Genomic DNA, 20,621 nt, shown 5'->3' with positions numbered 1-20,621 from the left:
CTCAGATCGCGGTGGCGCGCTTCATCGGGATACCGGACGAATGCGGATTGGCGGCGTCGGCGTCCTCGCCCAGCAGGGTGCCGTCGTCGAGCGCGGCGTCAGCTGCACCAATGTCCGGATAGCGTTCGGGATAGAGGTGGCGCTTCGCGGTCTCGGCGTCGAAGGTGCCCGACCACTTGGCGATGACCACGGTCGCCACGCTGTTGCCGATGGTGTTGCACGTCGAGATGGCCATCGACAGGAATCGGTAGACGCCGAAGATGACCGCCAGGCCCTCCACCGGCAGGATCCCCGTTGACGTCACCGTCGCGGCGAACACCACGAACGACCCGCCCGAGACCGTGGCCGCACCCTTGGACGTCAGCAGCATGAGCAGCAGGATGCCGATCTGGTGATCCAGCGTCAGCGGCACGCCGTAGGCATGCGAGATGAACATCACGCCCATCGCCATGAAGAGCGACGTGCCGTCGAGGTTGAACGCATAGCCGGTCGGCAGCACCAGGCCGACGGTCTGCTTGGCGCAGCCCAGGCGCTGGAGCTTGATCAGCAAGCGCGGCAGCGCGCTTTCCGACGATGCGGTGCCGAGCACGATCAGGATCTCGTCCTTGATGTAGCGCAGGAAGCGCCACAGGCTGAAGCCGGCCAGCTTCGCCACGAGGCCGAGGACGACGGCGATGAACAGCACCACCAGCGCATAGAAGCTCAGCACGAACTGCGCGAGCGCGACCAGCACGGCGGCGCCATTGCTGCCTACGGAGTACGCCACCGCACCGAAGGTGCCGATCGGCGCCAGCTTCATCACCAGGTTGATGAACGAGAACAGCACCTCCGAGATGGTGTCGAGGCCGTCGTTGATCTTCACGCGGCGGCTCTCGGGAATGGCGAGAATGCCGATGCCGACCATCACCGCCAGCACCACCACCTGCAGCAGTTCACCCTTGGCGAAGGCGCCGACGAAGTTGTCGGGCACGATATGCATCATGAATTCGAGGAAGCCTTGCGGCGCGGCGGCCTTGGCGGCGGCCGGCGTGACGGCGCTGCCGGCCACGTGCGACATGCCCTTGCCGATCTCCAGCGCGTTGCCGGCGACGATGCCGACCACCAGCGCGATGGTGGAGATCACCTCGAAATACAGGATCGACCGCCAGCCCACGCGCCCGGCACTCTTCACGTCGCCCGCCGAGGCGATGCCGTGGACGATGGTGAGGAACACCAGCGGCGCCACGCCGGCCTTGATCAGCGCCAGGAACATGTCACCCAGCAGCTTGAGCTGCGATGCGAACTTCGGAAACAGGAAGCCGACGGCGATGCCGAGGATCAGCGAGACGAGCACCTGCATGCCGAGCTTGCGATACCAGGGCAGGCGCACGCTGTTCGGCGGAACATTCGGCGGGACATTTGGCGGGACCTCCGGCAGGTTGGCCGGCGGGGTGGCTGGGGTCTGGATGGTCTGGTTTTGCATGATGTCTTCCTCCACCGGGGCCAGTGCTCAGGCCACCTTGCGGGACAGTTCGATGGCTTGATCCACCATCTGCGGGGCGAGGCCGAGGTAGTTGGCCGGGTCGGTCATGCGCTCGATGGCGGCGCGCTCGAAATGCCGGGTGACGGCCGGCAGCGCGCACAGTGCGTCGGCCAGCGTTCCGCCCGATTCGTTGACGGCGCGGCAGGCGTCGTAGACCACATCGTGGGCCTGCTGGCGGCCGATATGCGGCGCCATGCCCATCATCACGGCCTCCGCCACGATCAGCCCGTTGGTGATGCCGAGGTTGTGCTTCATGCGGGCGGTATCCACGATCAGCCCGCCCAGCGCGAACTTCGCCTGATGCAGCGCGCCCGACGTGAGAATGAAGCTCTCCGGAATGGCGATCCATTCGGCATGCCAGGGGCCGGTGGCGCGCTCGAAGTCCTGCACCATCGCGTCGACCATCAGGCCCGCGTGCTGGCGCACCGCCTTCGACGCCGCGAGCATCAGTTCGCTCGAGATCGGATTGCGCTTCTGCGGCATGGTGCTGCTAGCGCCGCGGCCCTTGACGAACGGCTCGTAGACTTCGGCGAATTCCGTCGACGCCATGATCATGATGTCGAGCGCGATCTTGCCGAGCGACCCGGTGACCAGCGCCAGCAGGTTGACCGCCTCGGCAAAGCCGTCGCGCGCCACGTGCCACGTGGTGGCGGGTACGCCGAGGCCAAGTTCCTCGGCTAGCGCGCGCTGCACGTCGAAGCCCTTGTTGTCGCCTTGTCCGCCCAGCGAAGCCAGCGTGCCGGCCGCGCCGGCGAACTCCACCACCGCCACGCGCGGACGCAGTTCGGCGAGGCGCTGCTGGTGGCGGTCGAACATCGCCAGCCAGATCGCGGTCTTGTAGCCGAACGTCACCGGCAGCGCCTGCTGCAGGTGGGTGCGGCCGGCCATCGGCGTATTGCGGTGCTTGATCGAAAGATCGGCGAGAATGCCGCGCAGCTCACGAATGTCGGCGTCGATGCTGTCGAGCGCGTCGCGCACCTGGAGCGCCACGGCGGTGTCCATGATGTCCTGCGTGGTGGCGCCCCAGTGCACGTAGCGCCCGGCCTCACCGCACATCGCCACCAGCTGGTGCACCAGCGGCAGGATCGGGTAGCCCACGATGTCGGTTTCCTCACGCATGTGGTCGAAGTCGATCCGCTCGATGCGCGATTCGCGGGCGATGGCCTCGGCCGCCTCCGCCGGAATCACGCCGACGCGAGCCTCGGCCTTGGCCAGCGCGACCTCGACGTCGATATAGCGCTGCACCAGCGCGCCGTCGGCGAAAATCTGGCGCATGTGCTTCGTGCCGAACGCGTCGCGGAAGAGGACGGAGTCGACGACGGTGCTGGCGGCGGGAATCGCGGAAAAGGAGTAGGTGGACATGGTGCTACCTTGTGATGGTGAGTCGGGTTCGCTAATATGTTCGAACATATCGACCATTAAATATGTTCGAACATATTTCGCAAATGAGGGTTTACCCCGTCTCATGGAGAAGTGATGCAATCGATCCCAATGAGCAAAACCAATTCAGCAGAGATCGCCCGGCAGCTTCTGGACGGGATCGCCTCGGGGCGCTTCCCGGTCGGCACGCTGCTGCCAACGGAATTCGAGTTGTGCGAGCAGTTCAACGCCAGCCGCTACACCATCCGCGCGGTGCTGCAGGAGTTGCAGGACCAGGGGCTGGTGTCGCGGCGCAAGAACGTGGGCACGCGCGTGGAGGCGTCGCGGCCCAAGGCCGTGTTCCGGCCCACGCTGGCGTCGGTGGATGACCTCGTGCAGTTCGGCGCGGAGCACCTGCGGCTGGTGCAGTCGGTGGAGAAGGTGAAGGTGGATGGGGGCGTGGCGCGCGAGATCGGCTGCGCGGACGGGACACCGTGGCTACGCATCTCGAGCATCCGCCTGAACGATGCGCGTGATGTGGGCGGCCATCGCGATGATCGCGACGGCCGCGGCGCCTTGCCGATGGCCTGGACCGATGTCTATATCGACCCGGCCTACACGGAGATTGGCGACATGGTGCGCGCGTCGCCGGATACGCTGGTCAGTACGCTGATCGAGTCGCGCTATGGGCGGCAGATCGCGGAGATCGAGCAGGACGTGCGCGCGTCGACCCTCACCGACGAACGCGTGGCGAGGGCGCTGAAGCTCGAGCTGGGCGCGCCGGTATTGAAGATCGTGCGGCGCTATCTGGACGCCGACGGGCAAACCTTCGAGGTAACGGCGACGATCCACCCGGCGGACAGCTTTTCAGTGTCGATGCGGCTGAAGCGTTCGACGCCGTAGTGGCTTGACGCGGCGATGGCACGAGGCCTGCAGCATGGGGGCTGCATGAAGGCCACCGGCGAACGGTGGCTACGCGATGGGCTTTCGCGCAGGACAGGTGAGCCGGGAAAGGGAAGCAACCTCCCCTCCCCCGGCCACGACCGGGTCCTGCGCGGCCATCACTTTTCCTGCATCTTGGCGGCCCTCACGATCTCGCCCAGCCGCTTCCGCTCCGCATCGACAAACTTCACGAAGTCCGCACGCGTGCCGCCAATCGGCTCGATACCCACTGCCTTGAGTTTCGCGGCGGCGGCCGGGTCCTTCATTGCGGTATCCACCGCAGCGGCCAGCTTGTCGAGGATGGCGTTTGGCGTGCCCTTGGGCGCATGAATGCCGGCCCAGTGGGCAATCTGCAGCTCCGGAAAGCCTTGCTCCACGGCGGTGGAGAGCTGCGGATAGGCCGAAATGCGCTGCGTCCAGGTAGTTGCCAGCGGCTTGAACTTGCCTTCGTGCAGGATATGCGGAAGCGCGATGATGCTGGCCTCCGAGGTGCCTTCCACCTGGCCGCCCAGTACGGCCGTGGTGCTTTCCGATCCGCTCTTGTAAGGCACGGCTTGCAGCTTCGCGCCGTACTTCACATTGAGGATCTCGGCGACGAAGTGCGGCGTGCTGCCGGTTCCCGCCGTGGCGAAGTTGAATCCGGCGCCCTTCTTCGAAGCCTCCACGAAGTCGCGCAAATCCTTGTAGGGCGCGTTCTTCGGCACGACGATGACCGACGGCGCAAGCCCGATCATGACGACGGGGACCAGCGCGTCGTCCTTGAAGGGAACGGACTTCTTGATCATGCTGTTGGAAATCACGCCAGCGGCGCTGACCAGGAACGTGTAGCCGTCCGGTGCGCTCTTGGCGACCGCGTCGGCGCCAACGGTGCCGCCCGCGCCGGGCCGGTTGTCGATCAGCACGGTCTGGCCCAGCGCCTTGGAAGCCCCCTCCGCCGCCGCCCGCGCCATCAGGTCATTGGCGCCGCCAGCGGCAAAAGGCACCACAAGGCGAATCGTCTTGGTAGGCCACTGGCCTTCAGCAAAAGCCGGTACCGCCGCGATAAGGCTGGCCGAAGCAAGCAGGCCGAGAGTGAATCGGGTCGTCATCATCAATGCATGTCTCCGTCCGGGAATGGGTGGTCCCGTTTGATTAGCGTGGTTTGAATTGGGATGGTGCGGATGCGATCGAACGGTGTTGCCGCTCAGTCGTCCTTTGCGGCGTATTCGCGATCGAGCGCGTCGTACAGGGGCTTGTTGACCAGCCGCTGCCGCTCGCTGAATGGCGCCACCAGGGATGCATCCTCGTCAAGCCGGCCATTCGCGCGCAGCGTGCCAAGCGCCCGCTGCATGCCAAGCACCGCGCCCTGCAGCGCCGCGTTGGCATACAGCACGATGGCATAGCCAAGGCCGGCGAGCGCCTCGCGCGACTGCGTCGGCGTCTTGCCGCCGATCACGATATTGATCAACTGCGGCGCGTCGATCAGTTTCGGCAAACGCTCGATGTCGGTCAGCGACTCGGTCGCCTCGATGAACAGGATGTCCGCGCCCGCCTCGACGAAGCGGTGGCCGCGCTCGATGGCGTCTTCGATGCCATGCACGGCGGCGGCATCGGTGCGGGCGATGATCAGCAGGTTGGGGTCTTCACGCGCATCGACGGCCGCGCGAATCTTGCCGAGCATCTCGCTCGCCGAGATAACTTCCTTGCCGGCGAAATGGCCGCATTTCTTCGGCATCACCTGGTCTTCGAACTGGATCGCATCCGCGCCGCTGCGCTCCAGCGTGCGGACGGTCTGGCGCACATTGAGCGCGTTACCAAAGCCGGTGTCGGCATCGACGATCAACGGCAGCGCGACGGCGTCGCGGACCCGTGCGGTGTGTTCCGCGATGTCAGCCAAGCCGATGAAGCCGAGATCGGGCAGGCCAAACGACATGTTGGTCACGCCGGCACCGGTCAGATAGAGCGCTTCGAAGCCGGCGTCCTCGATGACGCGCGCGCTCATGGCGTTGAAGGCGCCGGGTACCAGCAGGCCCTGGCGTTGATTGACCTTGGCGCGGAAAGCCGCGCGGCGAGCAGTAGACGAGATAGTCATAGGTTTTCTCCAGTACGTGACTTTCCGCAGGGATCGTGCCAACCCCTGAGCCTTTCTGTTTTCTGTTTTAAAACAATGGTTTATAGAAGACGCCGCGCCAGAAACGTTCGTGCGACAATGTTTCACGTGTTTCGTGAAACGTTCCAGAATCGTTTCACTTCTGGAGATTCATCGTGTCAACGCTCGCCTCGAACCCGAACCAAGGCCGCCCCGGCATCGCGCTGGTCAGCATCAGTCAGTTAAGTACGCTATGCGAAACCGTCGCGCCGCGCTATACGGAGCACGCGAAATTCTTCTCGGTGCGCGCGGGCTACGGTGCCGCCGTGACCGCCCTGCAGGCGTATGTCGATGCGGGCAAGGTCGACGTCGTGCTTGCCGCCGGATCAAACGGCGCGTACTTGCGCGACAACCTGAGCGTGCCGGTCGTGATGGTCAAGGTGAACGGCTTTGACGTGCTGAGCGCCATCACGCATGCCATCACGATGTGGCCCGGCGCCCCCATTGGGCTGGTCCTGCACGAGACGGTGTCGAAGGAGTTGACCGACCTCAGCGCGTGGCTGAACGTCGCCTTGAAGCAGCGCGCCTACCGCTCGATCGACGAAGTCCGCGTGGCCGTCCGCACGCTCGCCGCCGAGGGCTGCGGCGTCATCATCGGCCCGGGCATGGCATGCGATCTCGCGCTGCAGGCGGGGCTGCACAGCGTGTTTCTCTATTCCCTCGGCGCCGTCGAAGAGGCGTTCGAGCGCTCCATCGAGCTGGCGCGCATGAGCCGCCAGAAGGAATCCAAGCGCGTACGGCTCAACACCATCGTCGCGCATCTGCGCGATGGCGTGGCCGCATTCGACGAGGCGGGCCAGCTCGAAGTGGTCAATCCCGCGATGGTCGATCTGCTCGGACTCGATCATGCCCACGACCTGGCGCCACAGCTGACGAGAGCGGTCGGCCCATTGCTGCGGGAGGCGCCTGACAACGCCGACCCATCGGGCGACGAGCGCATCGAGCAGATCGGCGGCCGATCGCTGATCGTCAACTGCGTGCCGATCGTCGAGCACGGTTTGCGTTCCGGCGCCGTGGTCACCGTGCAGGACGCGCTGGTCGCGCAGCGCATCGACCGCTCGCTGCGAACCAGTCAACGCCCGAAGCACCTGGTGGCGCGGCACGGCCTGGCGGACCTGACCGGCGCATCGCCAGCGCTCGAGCGTGTGCGGCGCCTGGCGCGGGCCGGCGCCGCACACGACGCGACCGTACTGCTGACTGGTGAGAGCGGCACGGGCAAGGAGCTGGTCGCACAGGGCATTCACAATGCGAGCCGCCGGCGCGGCAATCCATTCGTCGCGTTCAATTGCGCGGCCCTGCCGGAAGGGCTGATAGAAAGCGAGCTGTTTGGTCACGAAGAGGGAGCCTTCACCGGCGCGCGCCGCGGCGGCAAACCGGGCCTCTTCGAAATCGCGCATACGGGGACGATCTTTCTCGATGAAGTCGGTGAAATGCCAGCGGCGACGCAAAGCCGGTTGCTGCGCGTGCTGCAAGAGCGGGAGGTGATGAAACTCGGTTCGGGGCGTGCCACACCGATTGATGTTCGCGTCATCGCGGCGACGCATCGCGACCTGCGTGCCATGGCCGAACAGGGTGCATTTCGCGCGGACCTGTATTTCCGGCTCAACCTGCTGCAAATCGAACTGCCGCCATTGCGCGAGCGGCGCGGCGATATTCCGGACCTTGCGCGGCACCTCCTTGCGCGCAGCGCCGCAAAATACGAGTTGCCCGCCACGGCCACGGAGCGCGTGCTGGAATTCCTGACGCCGCTGTTCGAGCAATACGCATGGCCCGGAAACGTACGGGAGCTCGATAACCTGGTGGCGCGCGCGGCGATCTATCTTGGCGATGCCACCAGCGACGCGTGGCTGGATCTTCGGGATGTTTTTCCGGAATTTGGACGGATACAAGCAGCGCCTGCGCCCGTGCGCAAGCCAATCGATTCGCCGCCGACCACGGTGACCCGCGACGACGTATTGCGGGCCCTGGAAGAGCATGGCGGCAAACGTGCCGCAGCGAGCCGCGCGCTCGGGATCGGGCGGACGACACTCTGGAGACTCATGAAGGAGTAGGAGGCACTATCAAAATGATTCTGGCGTCGTTGCCTTCGGTTTGACCTCAACGCAAAACGGGCAGCTCACGCTGCCCGTTCTACCGTCTCCTGCCGCCCTTCTCTTATCTCGCGCTGACGACTGCCGCCTGCCCTGCCTCCGCCTGCCGGCGCAGGCTCTCGGTCGTTTCACCGCTGCCGTCCGGCGTCCAGCCCGGGGGCATCACCACGTAGCCAATCGCATTCAGCAGGCTGCCGGCATTGGCCATGTCCTTGCCCAGGCTGACCCAGTGCTCGAACTGGTTGACGATCGGATTGTGGGTGGTGGTCGGCTTGACCAGGCCGTAGCGGCAGGGTTCTTCCTCGCGCTCTTCCACGTAGGTGCCGAACAGGCGATCGAAGACGATCAGCACACCGCCGAAGTTGGCATCCAGGTAATCGATGTTCGAGGCATGGTGAACGCGGTGCGCCGACGGGGTGTTGAACACATATTCGAGCCAGCCCAGCTTCGGAATCCAGGTGGTATGCAGCCAGAACTGGTACAGCAGGTTCAGGCTCAGCGTGGCCAGCACGACTTCAGGACGCACGCCAAGCCAGACTAGCGGGGCGAAGAACACTGCGCTGCCGGTGATCTTGCCAGTCCAGCCCAGACGGTAGGCAGTGCCCAGCGTCAACTCGTTCGGCGAGTGGTGCACCGCGTGTGTCGCCCAGAAGAAACGAATGCGGTGCGAGGCGCGGTGGTACCAGTAGTAGCAGAACTCTTGTCCGACGAAGAGCAGCAACACGGCCAGCGCGCTGTGGATCTGGAGCGTAAAGATGCGGTGCTGCCAGGCGAGCGAAAAGATCGGCGTGGCCAGCGACAGCGGCAGGAACGCCATCAGCTTGCGGCCGGCCAGATCGGCCAGCGACAGGCCGACTTCATGCCAGGGGTAGGCCTTGCCTTGCTGGCGCGCCTTGCGTGCCAGCACGATGGCTTCGACCAGCGAGACCGCCACGATAAACGCCGTGACGCCGAGATTGAAAATGAGCAGGTTGTGCATGATCCGTCCAGTGCCGTGAGTTGTGACGCGTTGCAGTGCGGAGGAGCGTTGCTGCGTCGGTGAGGCAAATGTAGTGGGCGGACGGCGGTAGCGCCATGCAGGAAGTATGTCGACTTATGTCATGGCTGGCGACGCGGCACCACCCCATGAATCACGGCCTGGGAACAAGGCCCGCAGCGCATTCCCCACTGGCAGCCGGTGTAACGCGGCGACATTTTTCTCCACGCGATTTTCGCGGGGCATCGTCCTATAGTTCGACCCGTTGCCGCGCCGCACCGGCCGGCCTGGAACCGAACCCCAAGGACCTTTCGATGACTTCGCTCTCCACTCTCTCTTCGCTCTCCTCGCGCTTCAGCCACTTCCCTCGTTCCCTTGGTGCAGCCGCCGGCACGCTGATGCTGCTGGCAAGCAGCCAGGCGTTTGCGGCCACCGCCGTCGTGGTTGCGCCAACAACGGTGTATGTGCGGCCGCCAAAGGTGGTGGTGGCCACGCCGCCGAAGGTTGTGGTGGCGCCGCCGCCCCAAATGGTCGTCGCTACGACGCCGCTGCCGACTGTGGTGGTGAAGGCCACGCCGCTGCCACGTGCCGCCTACGTTGCCCCGCACGCCATCTATGTGGCGCATCCGATGCAGACGCCAGTGAGGGTGCCGGGCCATTGGGTCGGCGGCGTGTGGGTGCCTGCGCACCTGGCCTGAGTCTTTCCAGTCGATTTCCTTTCCATATCTACCGGCAGAGGCCGGCTATCCAACGGAGAACATCATGAAAAAGATGATTGCAATGCTTGCCCTGTGCCTGGCTTCGGCGGGTGCGTTCGCGCAGAGCGTCGAGATGCCGGCCACGGCCAGCCCGCGTGTCGAGCGTGCAATGCAGCAGCTTCAGGCGCGCTTTGCCAGCGCCAATACCACGCACGACGGCAAGCTGACGCGTGAGCAGGCCGCCGCCGGCATGCCACGGGTCGCGAGCTATTTCGACCAGATCGACACGCAGCGCAACGGCTATGTCACGCTGCCCGAGATCGAAGCGTTCATGGGGCAGAAGATGATGTCCCGTTGATGCACGGAGGCGCCCCATCCGATCCGCCCGCGCGGCGTGGGCACTGTACTAGTCTTTAAGCATGCAAGGTCGGCGCCCCTCTCCGCTCCGTATCCGCCATCCCGTCGCCATCGCGCTCTCGCTGGCGATGATGCTGGCGTTGACCGGCTGTGCAGCCGTGTCCGGCCCCGCGTGCGCGGCAGGCGAGCAGCGCGCGGTCAGCGAATGGATGGTCTTCGGAGGCGCGAAGCCTGATGGCGTGGTGTCGGCATCCGAATGGAGTGCTTTCCTGCAGGACACGGTGACCCCGCGCTTTCCGCAAGGCTTCACGGCCTGGCCGGCCTCGGGGCAATGGCGTGGCGCCGACGGACATGTGATTCGCGAACCCTCATACGTCCTGAGTCTCGTGTACGCCGCAGACGGTCGCAGCGAAGCCCAGGCGCAAGCCGTGGTCAGCGAGTACAAGATCCGTTTTCAGCAGGAAGCCGTGCTTCGGGTTCGCAGCCCGGCGTGCATTTCGTTCTAGCTGGCGACCCACGCGAGCCCGGGTGACATCCGGGCCACAACCACATTCCAGGGAGATCCGATGAAGCCTCGTGACGACCCACAGAAGTGGCGCCGCTTCTATATCCTCGACGAGAAAAACCGGCCGGTACAGGTCACCGATCAGGAAGCGTGGTCCCGCTGGATGGCGGAAAACGACCTGGTATTCCGTCGGACCCTGCTGGAGCAATCCGGCGGCGTGGTGACCACCCGCTTCCGGGGCGTGTCCGAAGCCGCGCCGAAAGACACGCCGTTGTTCCTCACGCGCGTGACGGGGCTAGCCGGGCACGACAACGAGAGTTATGGCGCGCCGACGCTCGACGCCGCAATGGAAGAACATGAGCGGATCGTACAGAAGCTGCTTCGCGAGCTATCCGGGCAGTGATTTTCCGATCGGGCCAGCACGCGCCGATCGCCGGGCCCCGGTGTCTGACGCACCGTGAGAGATCATGCGTCCCTTGCTCGAAGCCCGCCTTGTCAACGACGTCTTTGGCGACCCGGGATTGTTCGTCGACTTCGTGGACGAACGGCGCGCGCTGCTGCTGGATCTGGGCGACATCACCACCCTGATGCCGCGCAATCTGATGCGCCTGTCGCATGTGTTTGTCACGCATGCCCACATGGATCATTTCTCTGGCTTCGACCATCTGCTGCGGGTGCTGCTCGGGCGAAAACCGTGCATCGTGCTATACGGCGGACCGGGATTCGTGGCGCAGGTCGAGCACAAGCTGCTTTCCTACACCTGGAACGTGGTGCATCGCTATGCGATCCAGCTGGTCATCGAGGCGATCGAAATCGAACTGGACGGGCAGATGCGGCGCGCACGCTTTTCCAGCCGTCACGCCTTCGCCAGGGAGGCCGAATCGTCTATCGGCCGGACCGATGACATCGTTCACGACGAGGCGACGTTTCGCGTGCGCGCCTGTTTTGTCGATCACGGGATGCCATGCCTGGCCTACCTTGTGGAGGAAAAGGCGCGACTCGGCGTCATCAAGGAGCGCCTGATCGAGTCCGGCCTGACCACCGGCGCCTGGCTGCGCGAGCTGAAGCATGCCGTGCTGACGGGCGCCGCCGACGACGCGCCAATTCTCGTGCAGTGGCGTGACAGGAGCGGTGATCACGCGGTGACGCGCACGGTCGGCGAGTTGAGCCGGCTGATTCTGGAAATCGTTCCGGGCCGGCGTATCGGCTACGTCACCGACCTGCGTTATACGAGCGAAAACGTGGAAGCGCTGTCGCACCTGATGCGAGAGGTCGACCAGCTCTTCATCGAGAGCGTGTTCCTGGATATCGACAAGACACACGGCCTGCGCAAGAACCACCTGACCGCCGCTCAGGCTGGCCTGATCGCGCGCAGCGTGGGTGCCCACGCGGTGACGCCGTTCCATTTCTCGCCACGCTACCGGGGCCGCGCCGCCGAACTGGCCGCGGAGGTACGGGATGCCTGGGCCGGGAGCGGTCTGTAGCGGGCTTGTCCCTCGGCGGCCCCTCTATCTGGCGCCTTTGCCTCCCTGCCGGCACGTGGACGACGGAAATCGCACGCGCACGCGTAGCCCTGTGTTGCCCGCAGCCTGACCCAGCTCGATGCGGGCGCCGTGGCGGTCGGCGATCTGCCTGACGATCGACAGGCCAAGGCCGCAGCCGTCGGCCCTCGCGCCACGCGCGCGATAGAAGCGGTCAAATACCTTCTCTCGCTCGTCGGGCGGAATGCCCGGCCCATTGTCGTCAACTTCCAGCACCGCATCGCCCGCGACATCGCACGCGACTGACACGTCGATCCTTCCGCCCTCGGGCGTATAGCGGATCGCATTGTCGACCAGATTGGAAACCAGCTCGCGCAGCAGAAGCGCCTTGCCTGTGGTCCATACCGGCGCGTTGCCGTCGAAGCCGAGATCGATCCGCCTGGCAAGTGCCTGTGGCAGCAAGTCAAAGGTCGCCTGGCGCGCGAGTTCCACCAGATCCAGCGCTTCGTCGTCGGCAACGTAGTCCGCCTCGCTGCGCGCCAATGCCAGCAGCTGCTGAATCATGCGCGACGTGGCATCGGTGCTGTCGTGGATCTCCTCGACGATCTGACGCATGCGGCCGGCATCGGATTGCGCGAGCGCCCGCGCGGCCTGCGTCTTGAGCACCGCCAGCGGCGTCTTCAACTGGTGCGACGCATCGGCGATGAACTGCCGGTGCGCGTCATTGACCTGACGCTGCCGCTGGGTGTGCAGGTTGATCGCCTCGACCAGCGGCACCACTTCGCGCGGCACGCTCTGCGTCGCGATCGGCGTGAGGTCCGTCTCGTCGCGGCGCTTGATTTCGTCCCGGATGCGCCGCAGCGGCAGTAGCCCGCGCCGCACGCCGAGCGCGATCAGCAGCGCGGCAACGGCGATCAGGGTGAGCTGCATCGCGCTGGCGTCGATCAGGATGCGCGTCGACAAGGCCTCGCGCGCACCCGTGGTCTCGCCGACCTGGATCAGCAGCGCGCCGCAGACCCTGGCGTCATACAGGGGCCGCCGCAGCGCCACCAGCCGCACGGGCTCGCCGTTGTACACGGCGTTGTGGAACAGCGGCGCGTTGCCGCGCGGTGGCGTGGACGGGTCGGGAAGATCCTCGTGCCCCGTGAACACCTTTGGCGGATCGAGGCAGCTCACCTTGTAGAAGATGCGGTCCTGCGAGCGCGTCTCCAGCATCTCCAGCGCCGCGTATGGCACATCGACGCTAACCTCGCCGCCATGCACGGATACCCGCTCGGCGATGGCCAGCGCCGAGCCGAGCAGCGTGCGGTCATAGGCCTCGTTGGCCTGCTCCAGCGTGCGCACGTAGCCGATGCGAAAGCCTGCCGCCCAGACGATCACCAGTGGAATCAGCAGCCAGCGCAGGAGATGGTTACGCAGCCGGATCATCGGTCACTTCCAACCGATACCCCAGCCCGCGCAACGTGCGGATCCGCGTGCCGCTGCCCTCCAGGCGCTTGCGGAGGCGGTGCACATAGATCTCCACCGCCTCCGCGCTGACGGCATCGTCCAGCGAGCACAGTTGCGCGCACATCTCCTGCTTGCTGACCGGCCGGCCGGCGCGGGTGATCAGCGTTTCCAGAACGCCGTGCTCGCGCCGCGGCAATTCCAGCGGCTGCCCGGCCACGGTAAATTCCATGGCCACGCTGTCGAAACACAGGCGGCCGAGCTCGAACAGCGCATGGGTGCGTCCCTGCCGGCGCCGCGCAATCGCGCGCAGGCGGGCGATCAGCTCGGTCAGGTCGAATGGCTTGGGCAGGTAGTCGTCGGCGCCGGCATTGAGGCCGCGCACGCGATCGGGGGTTTCTCCCGAGGCGGTAAGGATCAGGACCGGTACATCGTCACCACGCGCCCTGACGCGGCGCAGCACTTCGATGCCGCTCAGCCCCGGCAACGCGAGGTCGAGGACCACCACGTCGTAGTTCTCGGCCTGCAGCAACTGATCCGCGTGCAGCCCGTCGGAAACCATGTCGAGCACCATGCCGGCGGCACCCAGGGCCTCCATCAGCGAGCGTGCCAGCTTCGGGTTGTCTTCGACGACTAGGGTGCGCATGGCCTGACTCTCGGATGAAAATACCAGTGTCCGCACGAAGTATATGGGCGCCTATAATGGTGCGCCAACTTCGACAGACCCGGGGGGAAACATGACATGGAGAGCATGGTTGAGCGGTCTCCTCCTGCTGCAATGGCCGTTGCTGTCGCTGCTGCCAACGCAGGCGGCGGCGCAGCCCCAGGTCCCGGAGAACTATCCCGGCAGCTACGCGGCGACCATCGCGGCCGCGCGGCAGGAGGGCAAGGTCGTCATCTATTCTCCCTCCGACGTGGCCGAGGCCACGTACCTGATTGCCGATTTCAAGTCCATGTATCCCGGCATCGAGGTGGAATACCACGACCTCAACAGCACCGAGATCTACGACCGCTTCCTGAAGGAAATCCAGAACCGCAGCGCCACCGCCGACGTGCTGTGGAGTTCGGCCATGGACCTGCAGGTCAAGCTGGTCAACGATGGCCACGCCTTGCGATACGCCTCCCCCGAACGTGCCCACCTGCCGGACTGGTCAGTGTGGAAAAACGAGGCATGGGGCACGACGCTCGAACCGGCGGGCTTCGCCTACAACAAGCACGCACTGCCCGCAGCCGAAGTTCCGCGCACGCATGCCGACTTCATTCGCCTGCTCAAGACCGATCCCGCACGTTTCAATGGCCGCGTGGTGACCTACGATCCGTCGGCTTCCAGCCTCGGCTTCCTGTTCGCCACGCAGGACGAGAAGGCCTCCGGCATGCTGTGGGAGGTTGCGCAGGCGCTCGGCGTCAATCGCGCGCGGCAGGCGCCGAGCACCGCAGCGATGCTGGAGAGCGTGTCTTCCGGTGAAAGCCTGCTGGCCTACAACGTCCTCGGCTCCTACGCCGCCAGCAAGATGCGCACCGATCCCGCCATCGGGCTGGTCTACCCGCAGGACTATGTGCTGGTCGGCTCGCGCATCGCCTTTATCCAGCGTCGCGCGGCGCATCCCAATGCGGCCCGGCTCTGGCTCGACTACATCCTGTCCAGGCGCGGGCAGACCGTGCTGGCGAACCGGATGGGCTTGTTTCCGTTACGCGGCGATGTCCCCGGCGGCGGCAATGCGGCGGTGTTTCGCCTCGACGCCGGCGGCAAGGTCAGGCCAATCGCGATCGGCGTCGGCCTGATGGCCTACCTCGACCGCACCAAGCGTCAGGATTTCCTCCGACGCTGGAATGATGCGCTGGCTCGCTCGCCCTGATCCTAGGGCGACACGACGGCCTGCCGCCATTGCAGGATGAAATCCCGGTAGTTCTGGTTATTGAGGTAGCCGATCAGGCCGGGCCCGACGGCGATCGGCCGCAGGCTGGCACCGAGCGTCTGCTTCAGGCTCGCCGCCGTACTCTCGCCCTGGACGTCATCGCGCACCGCAAAAAGGCGCGCGTTGGTGGCAATCACGGTCTGGCCGCGCTTCGACAGCAGATAGTCGACCCACAGCTTCGCGGCATTCGGATGCGCCGCCTTCTTGCTCACCAGCAGGATGCGCGACATGACCAGCGTGTAGTCCTTCGGAAACACGTAGCCGATCGATGGATTTCTTCGCGCCTGCGCGAGCGTGTAGGCACCGAGCAGGTTGTAGCCGATCAGGGCCTGGCCGGAAGCAATGCGCCTGACCATGGCGTCGGTGGTCAGGTCCAGCCGCACACCGCTCTTGCCCATGGCGCGGGCGATATTCCAGTAGTCCGCGGAGACCGCGACATCCTGCGTCGCCAGGAAGAAGCCGAGCCCGGACTTCTCGATGTCATAGCTGACCACCTTTCCCCTGAAGCGGTTCGGGTCCGCATTCAGTAGCCGCGCCAGTTCCGCATGCGACTGCGGCACCTCGCTGGCCTTCAGCAGTGTCTTGTTGTAGGCAAAGACCACCGGCTCGAAGGTGGTGGCGAAGGCCTCATCCTTCCAGTTGGCCCATGCGGGCAGGCTGGCCTTTTCCGGCGAGTCGTAGCGCATCGCGTAGCCATTGCTGACCAGCGCCGCCTGCTGGTCCATGGCCGAACTCCACAACACGTCCGCCGATTCGCCGCCGAGCTGCGTTTCGGCGACAAAGCGGTGGTAGAGCACGGTGCTGTTGAGGTCCTCGTAGGTAACGTCGATGCGCGGGTACATCGCCCGGAAATCCGCGATCAGCACATTGGCGATGCTGGCATCGGTGGTCGAGTAAATCACCAGCCGCCCCTCGTCCTCGGCGGCCTTGACCGTCGCCGCATAGGCCGGCGGATAGCCTGCCGGCACCCTGCCCCTGGCCGAATAGCCCATCAGCTCTTCGGCGTCGTCGGACTCCTGTGCCTGGCCGAGCGAACAGAGCAAGCCCAGGCCCAGCGCGACGAGCAACGTCCTGCGTTGTCGTCGGGCTCGCGAGGCTGGCAGGCCGGCGGCAACTACCTGTGAGTGCGGCATGGATGGAATGACGTTACGCATGAAGAGAGGCCGTCAGGGTGCATGGCCAACGAGAGGAATGACGCCCAGCAAGACGGTGGCGACCAGCATGACCAGCGCCGCCGACAGCGCCCACAGCATCGTATAGCGCTGATGGTCGCCGAATTCCACCTCGGCCAGGCCGACCAGCAGATAGGTCGAGGCCACCAGCGGGCTGAGCAGGTGTACCTGCTGGCCAATCAGGGATGCCCGCCCGATCTCCGCGGCGCCGATGCCGTAGACCGCGGCGGCCTTGGCGAGGATCGGCAGGATGCCGAAGTAGAACGCGTCGTTCGAGATGAAGAAGGTGAACGGCACGCTCAGCACGCCGGTTACGATCGCCATGTAAGGGCCCATCCAGGGCGGCACCGCGGCGATCACGCTGGCCGCGATCGCATCGACCATCTTCGTTCCCGACAGGATGCCAACGAAGATGCCGGCCGCGAAGATCAGGGCCACCACCGGCACGATATTCGCCGCATGCGAGCTGAGTCTCTCCTTCTGCTCGGCGAGGTCCGGATAGTTGATCATGATGGCGATGGCTGAGGCCACCATGAACAACACCTGCAACGGCAGCGTGCCGAGGATCAGCAGCACCATCAACGCCACCGTCAGCAGCAGGTTGACCCACAGCAGTCGGGGACGGGCGATGCTCGGGTCGCCCATCGCCACGTCGGGGGCCGCAATGCCGGCGGCCGCACCGCCCAGGGCGATGGCGCCCAGACGCCTGCGTTCGCGACGGCCGAGGATGAACGCCACGAACAAGCCCCACGCGCCGGTAACGACCATCGGCAGGATCATCGGCACGAAGATCAGGCCCACGTCCACGCCCAGGGCGCTCGCGGCGCGCGCGGTGGGCCCGCCCCAGGGCAGGATGTTCATCAGCCCGCCCGCCATCATGATCACGCAGGCCAGCACCAGCCGGCTGATGCCGAGCCGCTTGTAGAGCGGCAGCATGGCGGCACAGGTGATCATGTAGGTGGTCGAGCCGTCGCCGTCGAGCGACACGACCACCGCCAGCACGAACGTGCCGACCACGATCTTCATCGGGTCGCCGCCCACCAGCCTCAGGATGCGGCGCACCACGGGGTCGAACAGGCCCGCGTCGATCATCAGGCCGAAATACAGGATGGCAAACATCAGCATCACGCCCGTGGGCGCGAGCTTCTTGATGCCATCCAGCATCATCGGCCCCAGCTGCATGCCAAAGCCCCCGAGCAGCCCGAACACGATCGGCACCAGGATCAGGGCGACCACGGCCGAAAGCCGCTTGGTCATGATCAGTGCCATGAACACGACCACCATCGAGTAGGCGAGCAGAGTCAACATAGCGCGAGCGTCCTAGGCCACGAACCCGCACTTCGAAGCCGCCGTGCGCGTGTCCATGTTCCGTCCCCGGTTGAGGTGATCGTCAATCTCGGCGGCACAGCCGAGCATGCGCGGGTACAGGAAGATCGTGAAAGCTGCCGTCTCCAGCGCACTTTCCGCGTATTGCCCGCTCTGCCAGGGCCGCCACAGCATCTTGAGCAGCAGCGCGGCGATCACCGCGTCGATATTCACGCAGTACACATTGCGCGATACGCCCTCGTCGAACAGCGTCTGCACCAGCGTCCGGTAGAACGCGTGGAATACGTTGTACTCGCCGCGCTCGGCAAACAGGTTCCCGATGAACACTTCACGAGGATCGTGGTTCACTGGTTTATCCTTGAACACTGGGTGGTTGACACCAGGGATCTTCTGGATGTCCAGGCTGCCCGTATTCTTCTTGTTTGCCTTGTAATCAGCATAGTCCTTGACGTAGCGCTGCGCGAGTGCCTTAAGGTCGATACCGTGGCCGGGGTCGCCCGGGTCCTGGAGGCCCGCATCCCTGAACTGATTGATCAGGAAGGCGATGCCCTCGTAGCCGTTGCCGCCATGCGCATAGCCGGTGTGCGTCAGGAAGCCGACCAGCGCCTTGTTGAGCTGCACGCGCTCCGGATCTTCCGGGCCATCGGCGGAAACCGCGCCCTTCGCGCCCTGCGCCGAGATCGTGCCCGGTCCGTTGCTCAATAACAGCCCCACCAGCACCTGGAACGCATCCAGGTCGGCCGCATTGGCGGTCAGGCCCAGCAGGGCGACGAAGGCAACCTCGGTAATCGACCGTTGCCCGAGGAGATCGCTGGTCGCCATGCCGCAGAAGGCGCCGGGCTGGTGCTGGTCCGCCGGCACGGAGGCGCCGATCAGCGCGCCGAATAGCTGCATCCACCATGGCAGGCTCTCGGCGGTGATCCGCGATACGCGCTTGCGTTTCAGCGGCCCCCAGGCCAGCGTGGCGCTGATGGCGGCCAGCACGGCATCCTCCGTCGGATGCCCGGGCAAGGATTGCAGGTAACGCAGGAACACCGATTTCGCGCCCCGTGCGTCGATGCCCTTGAGCATCGCGCTGGCCCGGTCGTCGGGTTGCTCCGATACGAACAAACCTGGCGATGCAAGCCGGACCGCGCTGGTGTCGAAGTCTTCGCTCGTCGCGTCTTCGAGGCCGGTCGCGGCAAAGGCGTCGATCAGCATGCGCGTCAGCGCGCGTGCGCGTTCCTGCGAGCGCGGCCCGAGGATGCTGGCCGCCGCAGCCAAAACGCTGTTGGGCGCATTGCCGGCGTCGCGCGCGGCCTGCGCCGCCGCCAGCGCGGGGTGCCCGTGCAGGTTGAGCGAGGCCGCCAGCGCCACGTTGATCAGCTTCTGGTCGTTGACGCCACCGGGCTCGTGCAGCAGCGCAAGGTTCACGTTGACTTCCAGCGGATACCGCGTCGCGTCGAGCATCGACACGCCATGCAGGCTGGTCAACTGCGTGCCCGCATCCATCTGCGAAGCGCCCGAGGTGTCCTTCATCGACTGGCGCGGCAGCACGGCGCCGATCTGCCGGGCGAGCGCGCCGATCTGCTCGCCGTACGGCGCGGGCGCCTGCACCACGGGCAAGTCGAGATCGGCTGGCAGCGACAAGCCCTTGTTGCTGCTGAACCAGGGCTTGAGCTCCATCGTGCCTTCCGGCTCGAAATCGGGTTCCACGCCGTTGGCACGCATCACGGCGGTCAGCGCCGCGGGGATGTCGGCGATATTGGTCACCACCGCACCCTTGGACGAGAAGACCGGGCGCTGCGGCGTGAACAGCCCGTCGACGCCGAACTTCTCCATGAACCAGCGCTCCTTGGATTCGGCGTCGTCGCCGCCGCCCGCCATGGCGCCGGCATGGCCCACCGCGCGCGTCAGCCTGCTCTTCCAGCGCCCGACCACGCAGGCCACCACCGGCTTGGTGAATGTTGCATCGCGCTCGTAGAAGCCGCCGGGCTCGCAGTACAGGACTGCGGCCTTGCTGCGATCATCGTTGGACAGCGCGTATGCGAATTCCGGTGCGGCATAGTGGATGTAGACGTCCTTGCCGCTCGAGATCAGCGTGGTCGTGCCCCAGCCTGCCATCCGCATATATTGCGCGATGGTGGTGGTAAAGCTGCCCGAGTTCGACAGGATCGCGATCGAACCCTTGCGCAGCAAATCGCCGGGCGCGTCGCCGCCCAGGGCTCCGCCGATGCGTACCTGGTTCCAGGCGTCGGCCACGCCGAGGCTGTTGCCACCGAAGATATCGATGCCGTTCAGCTGCGCCAGCGCTCGGATCTCGCGGGCATCGTGCACCGACATTTTTTCGGTCGGGATGAAGATCTTCTTCAGGTCGGGATTGACGCGCACCAGTTCCACCACGCCGTCATCGGCCGCCGACGGCGGCAGATAGACCACGCCGCAATTGAAGCGATGCCCGGCTTCCAGCCCTTCCCGTACGTTGTTGTAGACCGGGATCGGCCCGACGGCGGTATCGAGCACCTGGCCCTTGCGGCCCGGCGAGGTGCCGAACACCACGTTGCCGCCCGAGTAGGCATGGCCCACCGGCGTGACGTCGCTGGACTCCCCACCCATGATATTGAGTACGCACACGCGATCCTCGCGCGTCGCCACTTCGGCCAATGAATGGATGCCGACAAAGTACTTGAAATCGCTCACACCCTTGATACGCATCGCAGTCTC

18 protein-coding genes are annotated in these 20,621 nt (G+C 65.4%); 8 read left to right on the top strand and 10 right to left on the bottom strand.

Annotation, left to right across the window (positions count from 1 at the left end):
- Position 1: 1 nt before the first annotated feature.
- A complete protein-coding gene (locus AC1DOX_RS14830; RefSeq protein ID WP_441617262.1) occupies positions 2-1,339 on the bottom strand; it encodes a cation:dicarboxylate symporter family transporter in 1,338 nt (445 codons plus the stop codon).
- A gap of 150 nt (positions 1,340-1,489) precedes the next feature.
- Positions 1,490-2,884: a class-II fumarase/aspartase family protein gene (locus AC1DOX_RS14825; protein ID WP_441617219.1), complete on the bottom strand. Its 1,395-nt coding sequence runs from the start codon at positions 2,882-2,884 to the stop codon at positions 1,490-1,492.
- A gap of 129 nt (positions 2,885-3,013) precedes the next feature.
- Between AC1DOX_RS14825 and AC1DOX_RS14820 the strand changes: the two genes are divergently transcribed.
- On the top strand, positions 3,014-3,784 hold the full coding sequence (locus tag AC1DOX_RS14820) for a GntR family transcriptional regulator (protein WP_441617260.1): 771 nt from the start codon (positions 3,014-3,016) through the stop codon (positions 3,782-3,784).
- Positions 3,785-3,942: 158 nt separating this feature from the next.
- Here AC1DOX_RS14820 and AC1DOX_RS14815 read toward each other — a convergent pair whose 3' ends face one another.
- Both AC1DOX_RS14815 and AC1DOX_RS14810 read right to left on the bottom strand, forming a co-directional pair.
- Positions 3,943-4,911: a Bug family tripartite tricarboxylate transporter substrate binding protein gene (locus tag AC1DOX_RS14815; RefSeq protein ID WP_441617258.1), complete on the bottom strand. Its 969-nt coding sequence runs from the start codon at positions 4,909-4,911 to the stop codon at positions 3,943-3,945.
- A 95-nt stretch (positions 4,912-5,006) separates the two neighbouring features.
- A complete protein-coding gene (locus AC1DOX_RS14810; RefSeq protein ID WP_092137625.1) occupies positions 5,007-5,894 on the bottom strand; it encodes an isocitrate lyase/PEP mutase family protein in 888 nt (295 codons plus the stop codon).
- Positions 5,895-6,067: 173 nt separating this feature from the next.
- Here AC1DOX_RS14810 and prpR point away from each other — a divergent pair, with 173 nt between their 5' ends.
- Positions 6,068-8,002, top strand: a complete 1,935-nt coding sequence (prpR, locus tag AC1DOX_RS14805; RefSeq protein WP_441617217.1) for a propionate catabolism operon regulatory protein PrpR — start codon at positions 6,068-6,070, stop codon at positions 8,000-8,002.
- Positions 8,003-8,105: 103 nt separating this feature from the next.
- Here the strand turns inward: prpR and AC1DOX_RS14800 are convergent, their stop codons facing one another.
- Positions 8,106-9,020, bottom strand: coding sequence for a sterol desaturase family protein (locus tag AC1DOX_RS14800; protein WP_441617215.1), 915 nt, complete (start codon positions 9,018-9,020; stop codon positions 8,106-8,108).
- Positions 9,021-9,331: 311 nt separating this feature from the next.
- On the opposite strand from AC1DOX_RS14800, the gene AC1DOX_RS14795 reads away from it, so the two are divergent.
- The 5 genes from AC1DOX_RS14795 to AC1DOX_RS14775 all read left to right on the top strand — a co-directional run bounded on the left by AC1DOX_RS14795 (position 9,332) and on the right by AC1DOX_RS14775 (position 12,061).
- Positions 9,332-9,715 carry a hypothetical protein gene (locus AC1DOX_RS14795; protein WP_441617213.1) on the top strand — a complete coding sequence of 128 codons (384 nt, stop codon included), beginning with the start codon at positions 9,332-9,334 and terminating at the stop codon, positions 9,713-9,715.
- A gap of 64 nt (positions 9,716-9,779) precedes the next feature.
- Positions 9,780-10,073: an EF-hand domain-containing protein gene (locus AC1DOX_RS14790; RefSeq protein WP_092137621.1), complete on the top strand. Its 294-nt coding sequence runs from the start codon at positions 9,780-9,782 to the stop codon at positions 10,071-10,073.
- Positions 10,074-10,134: 61 nt separating this feature from the next.
- The gene (locus AC1DOX_RS14785) at positions 10,135-10,578 is read left to right on the top strand and encodes a DUF3574 domain-containing protein (protein WP_441617211.1); all 444 of its coding nucleotides are present in this window, start codon (positions 10,135-10,137) and stop codon (positions 10,576-10,578) included.
- Between the two features lie 60 nt (positions 10,579-10,638).
- Positions 10,639-10,980, top strand: a complete 342-nt coding sequence (locus AC1DOX_RS14780) for a hypothetical protein (RefSeq protein ID WP_441617209.1) — start codon at positions 10,639-10,641, stop codon at positions 10,978-10,980.
- A gap of 64 nt (positions 10,981-11,044) precedes the next feature.
- Positions 11,045-12,061: a ribonuclease Z gene (locus tag AC1DOX_RS14775; protein ID WP_441617207.1), complete on the top strand. Its 1,017-nt coding sequence runs from the start codon at positions 11,045-11,047 to the stop codon at positions 12,059-12,061.
- Between the two features lie 24 nt (positions 12,062-12,085).
- Here the strand turns inward: AC1DOX_RS14775 and AC1DOX_RS14770 are convergent, their stop codons facing one another.
- Positions 12,086-13,486 (bottom strand): sensor histidine kinase, encoded by a 1,401-nt coding sequence (locus AC1DOX_RS14770; RefSeq protein WP_441617205.1) that lies wholly within the window; start codon positions 13,484-13,486, stop codon positions 12,086-12,088.
- Positions 13,470-14,150 carry a response regulator gene (locus AC1DOX_RS14765; protein WP_092137616.1) on the bottom strand — a complete coding sequence of 227 codons (681 nt, stop codon included), beginning with the start codon at positions 14,148-14,150 and terminating at the stop codon, positions 13,470-13,472. The genes AC1DOX_RS14770 and AC1DOX_RS14765 overlap by 17 nt, the downstream gene beginning before the upstream one ends.
- A gap of 109 nt (positions 14,151-14,259) precedes the next feature.
- On the opposite strand from AC1DOX_RS14765, the gene AC1DOX_RS14760 reads away from it, so the two are divergent.
- Positions 14,260-15,360 carry an ABC transporter substrate-binding protein gene (locus AC1DOX_RS14760; RefSeq protein WP_441617203.1) on the top strand — a complete coding sequence of 367 codons (1,101 nt, stop codon included), beginning with the start codon at positions 14,260-14,262 and terminating at the stop codon, positions 15,358-15,360.
- 2 nt (positions 15,361-15,362) lie between these two features.
- Here AC1DOX_RS14760 and AC1DOX_RS14755 read toward each other — a convergent pair whose 3' ends face one another.
- The 3 genes from AC1DOX_RS14755 to AC1DOX_RS14745 are packed head-to-tail and all read right to left on the bottom strand — an operon-like array spanning position 15,363 to position 20,612.
- Positions 15,363-16,574 (bottom strand): ABC transporter substrate-binding protein, encoded by a 1,212-nt coding sequence (locus AC1DOX_RS14755; protein ID WP_441617201.1) that lies wholly within the window; start codon positions 16,572-16,574, stop codon positions 15,363-15,365.
- A 12-nt stretch (positions 16,575-16,586) separates the two neighbouring features.
- Positions 16,587-17,900, bottom strand: a complete 1,314-nt coding sequence (locus tag AC1DOX_RS14750) for a CitMHS family transporter (protein ID WP_441617199.1) — start codon at positions 17,898-17,900, stop codon at positions 16,587-16,589.
- Positions 17,901-17,912: 12 nt separating this feature from the next.
- Positions 17,913-20,612, bottom strand: coding sequence for a CoA-binding protein (locus AC1DOX_RS14745; protein WP_441617197.1), 2,700 nt, complete (start codon positions 20,610-20,612; stop codon positions 17,913-17,915).
- Between the last annotated feature and the right edge of the window lie 9 nt (positions 20,613-20,621).

The organism is Cupriavidus sp. 01L415, from assembly GCF_056400065.1.
The sequence above is the reverse complement of the archived record's forward strand: the minus strand, read 5'-3'. Positions and strand labels throughout refer to the sequence as shown.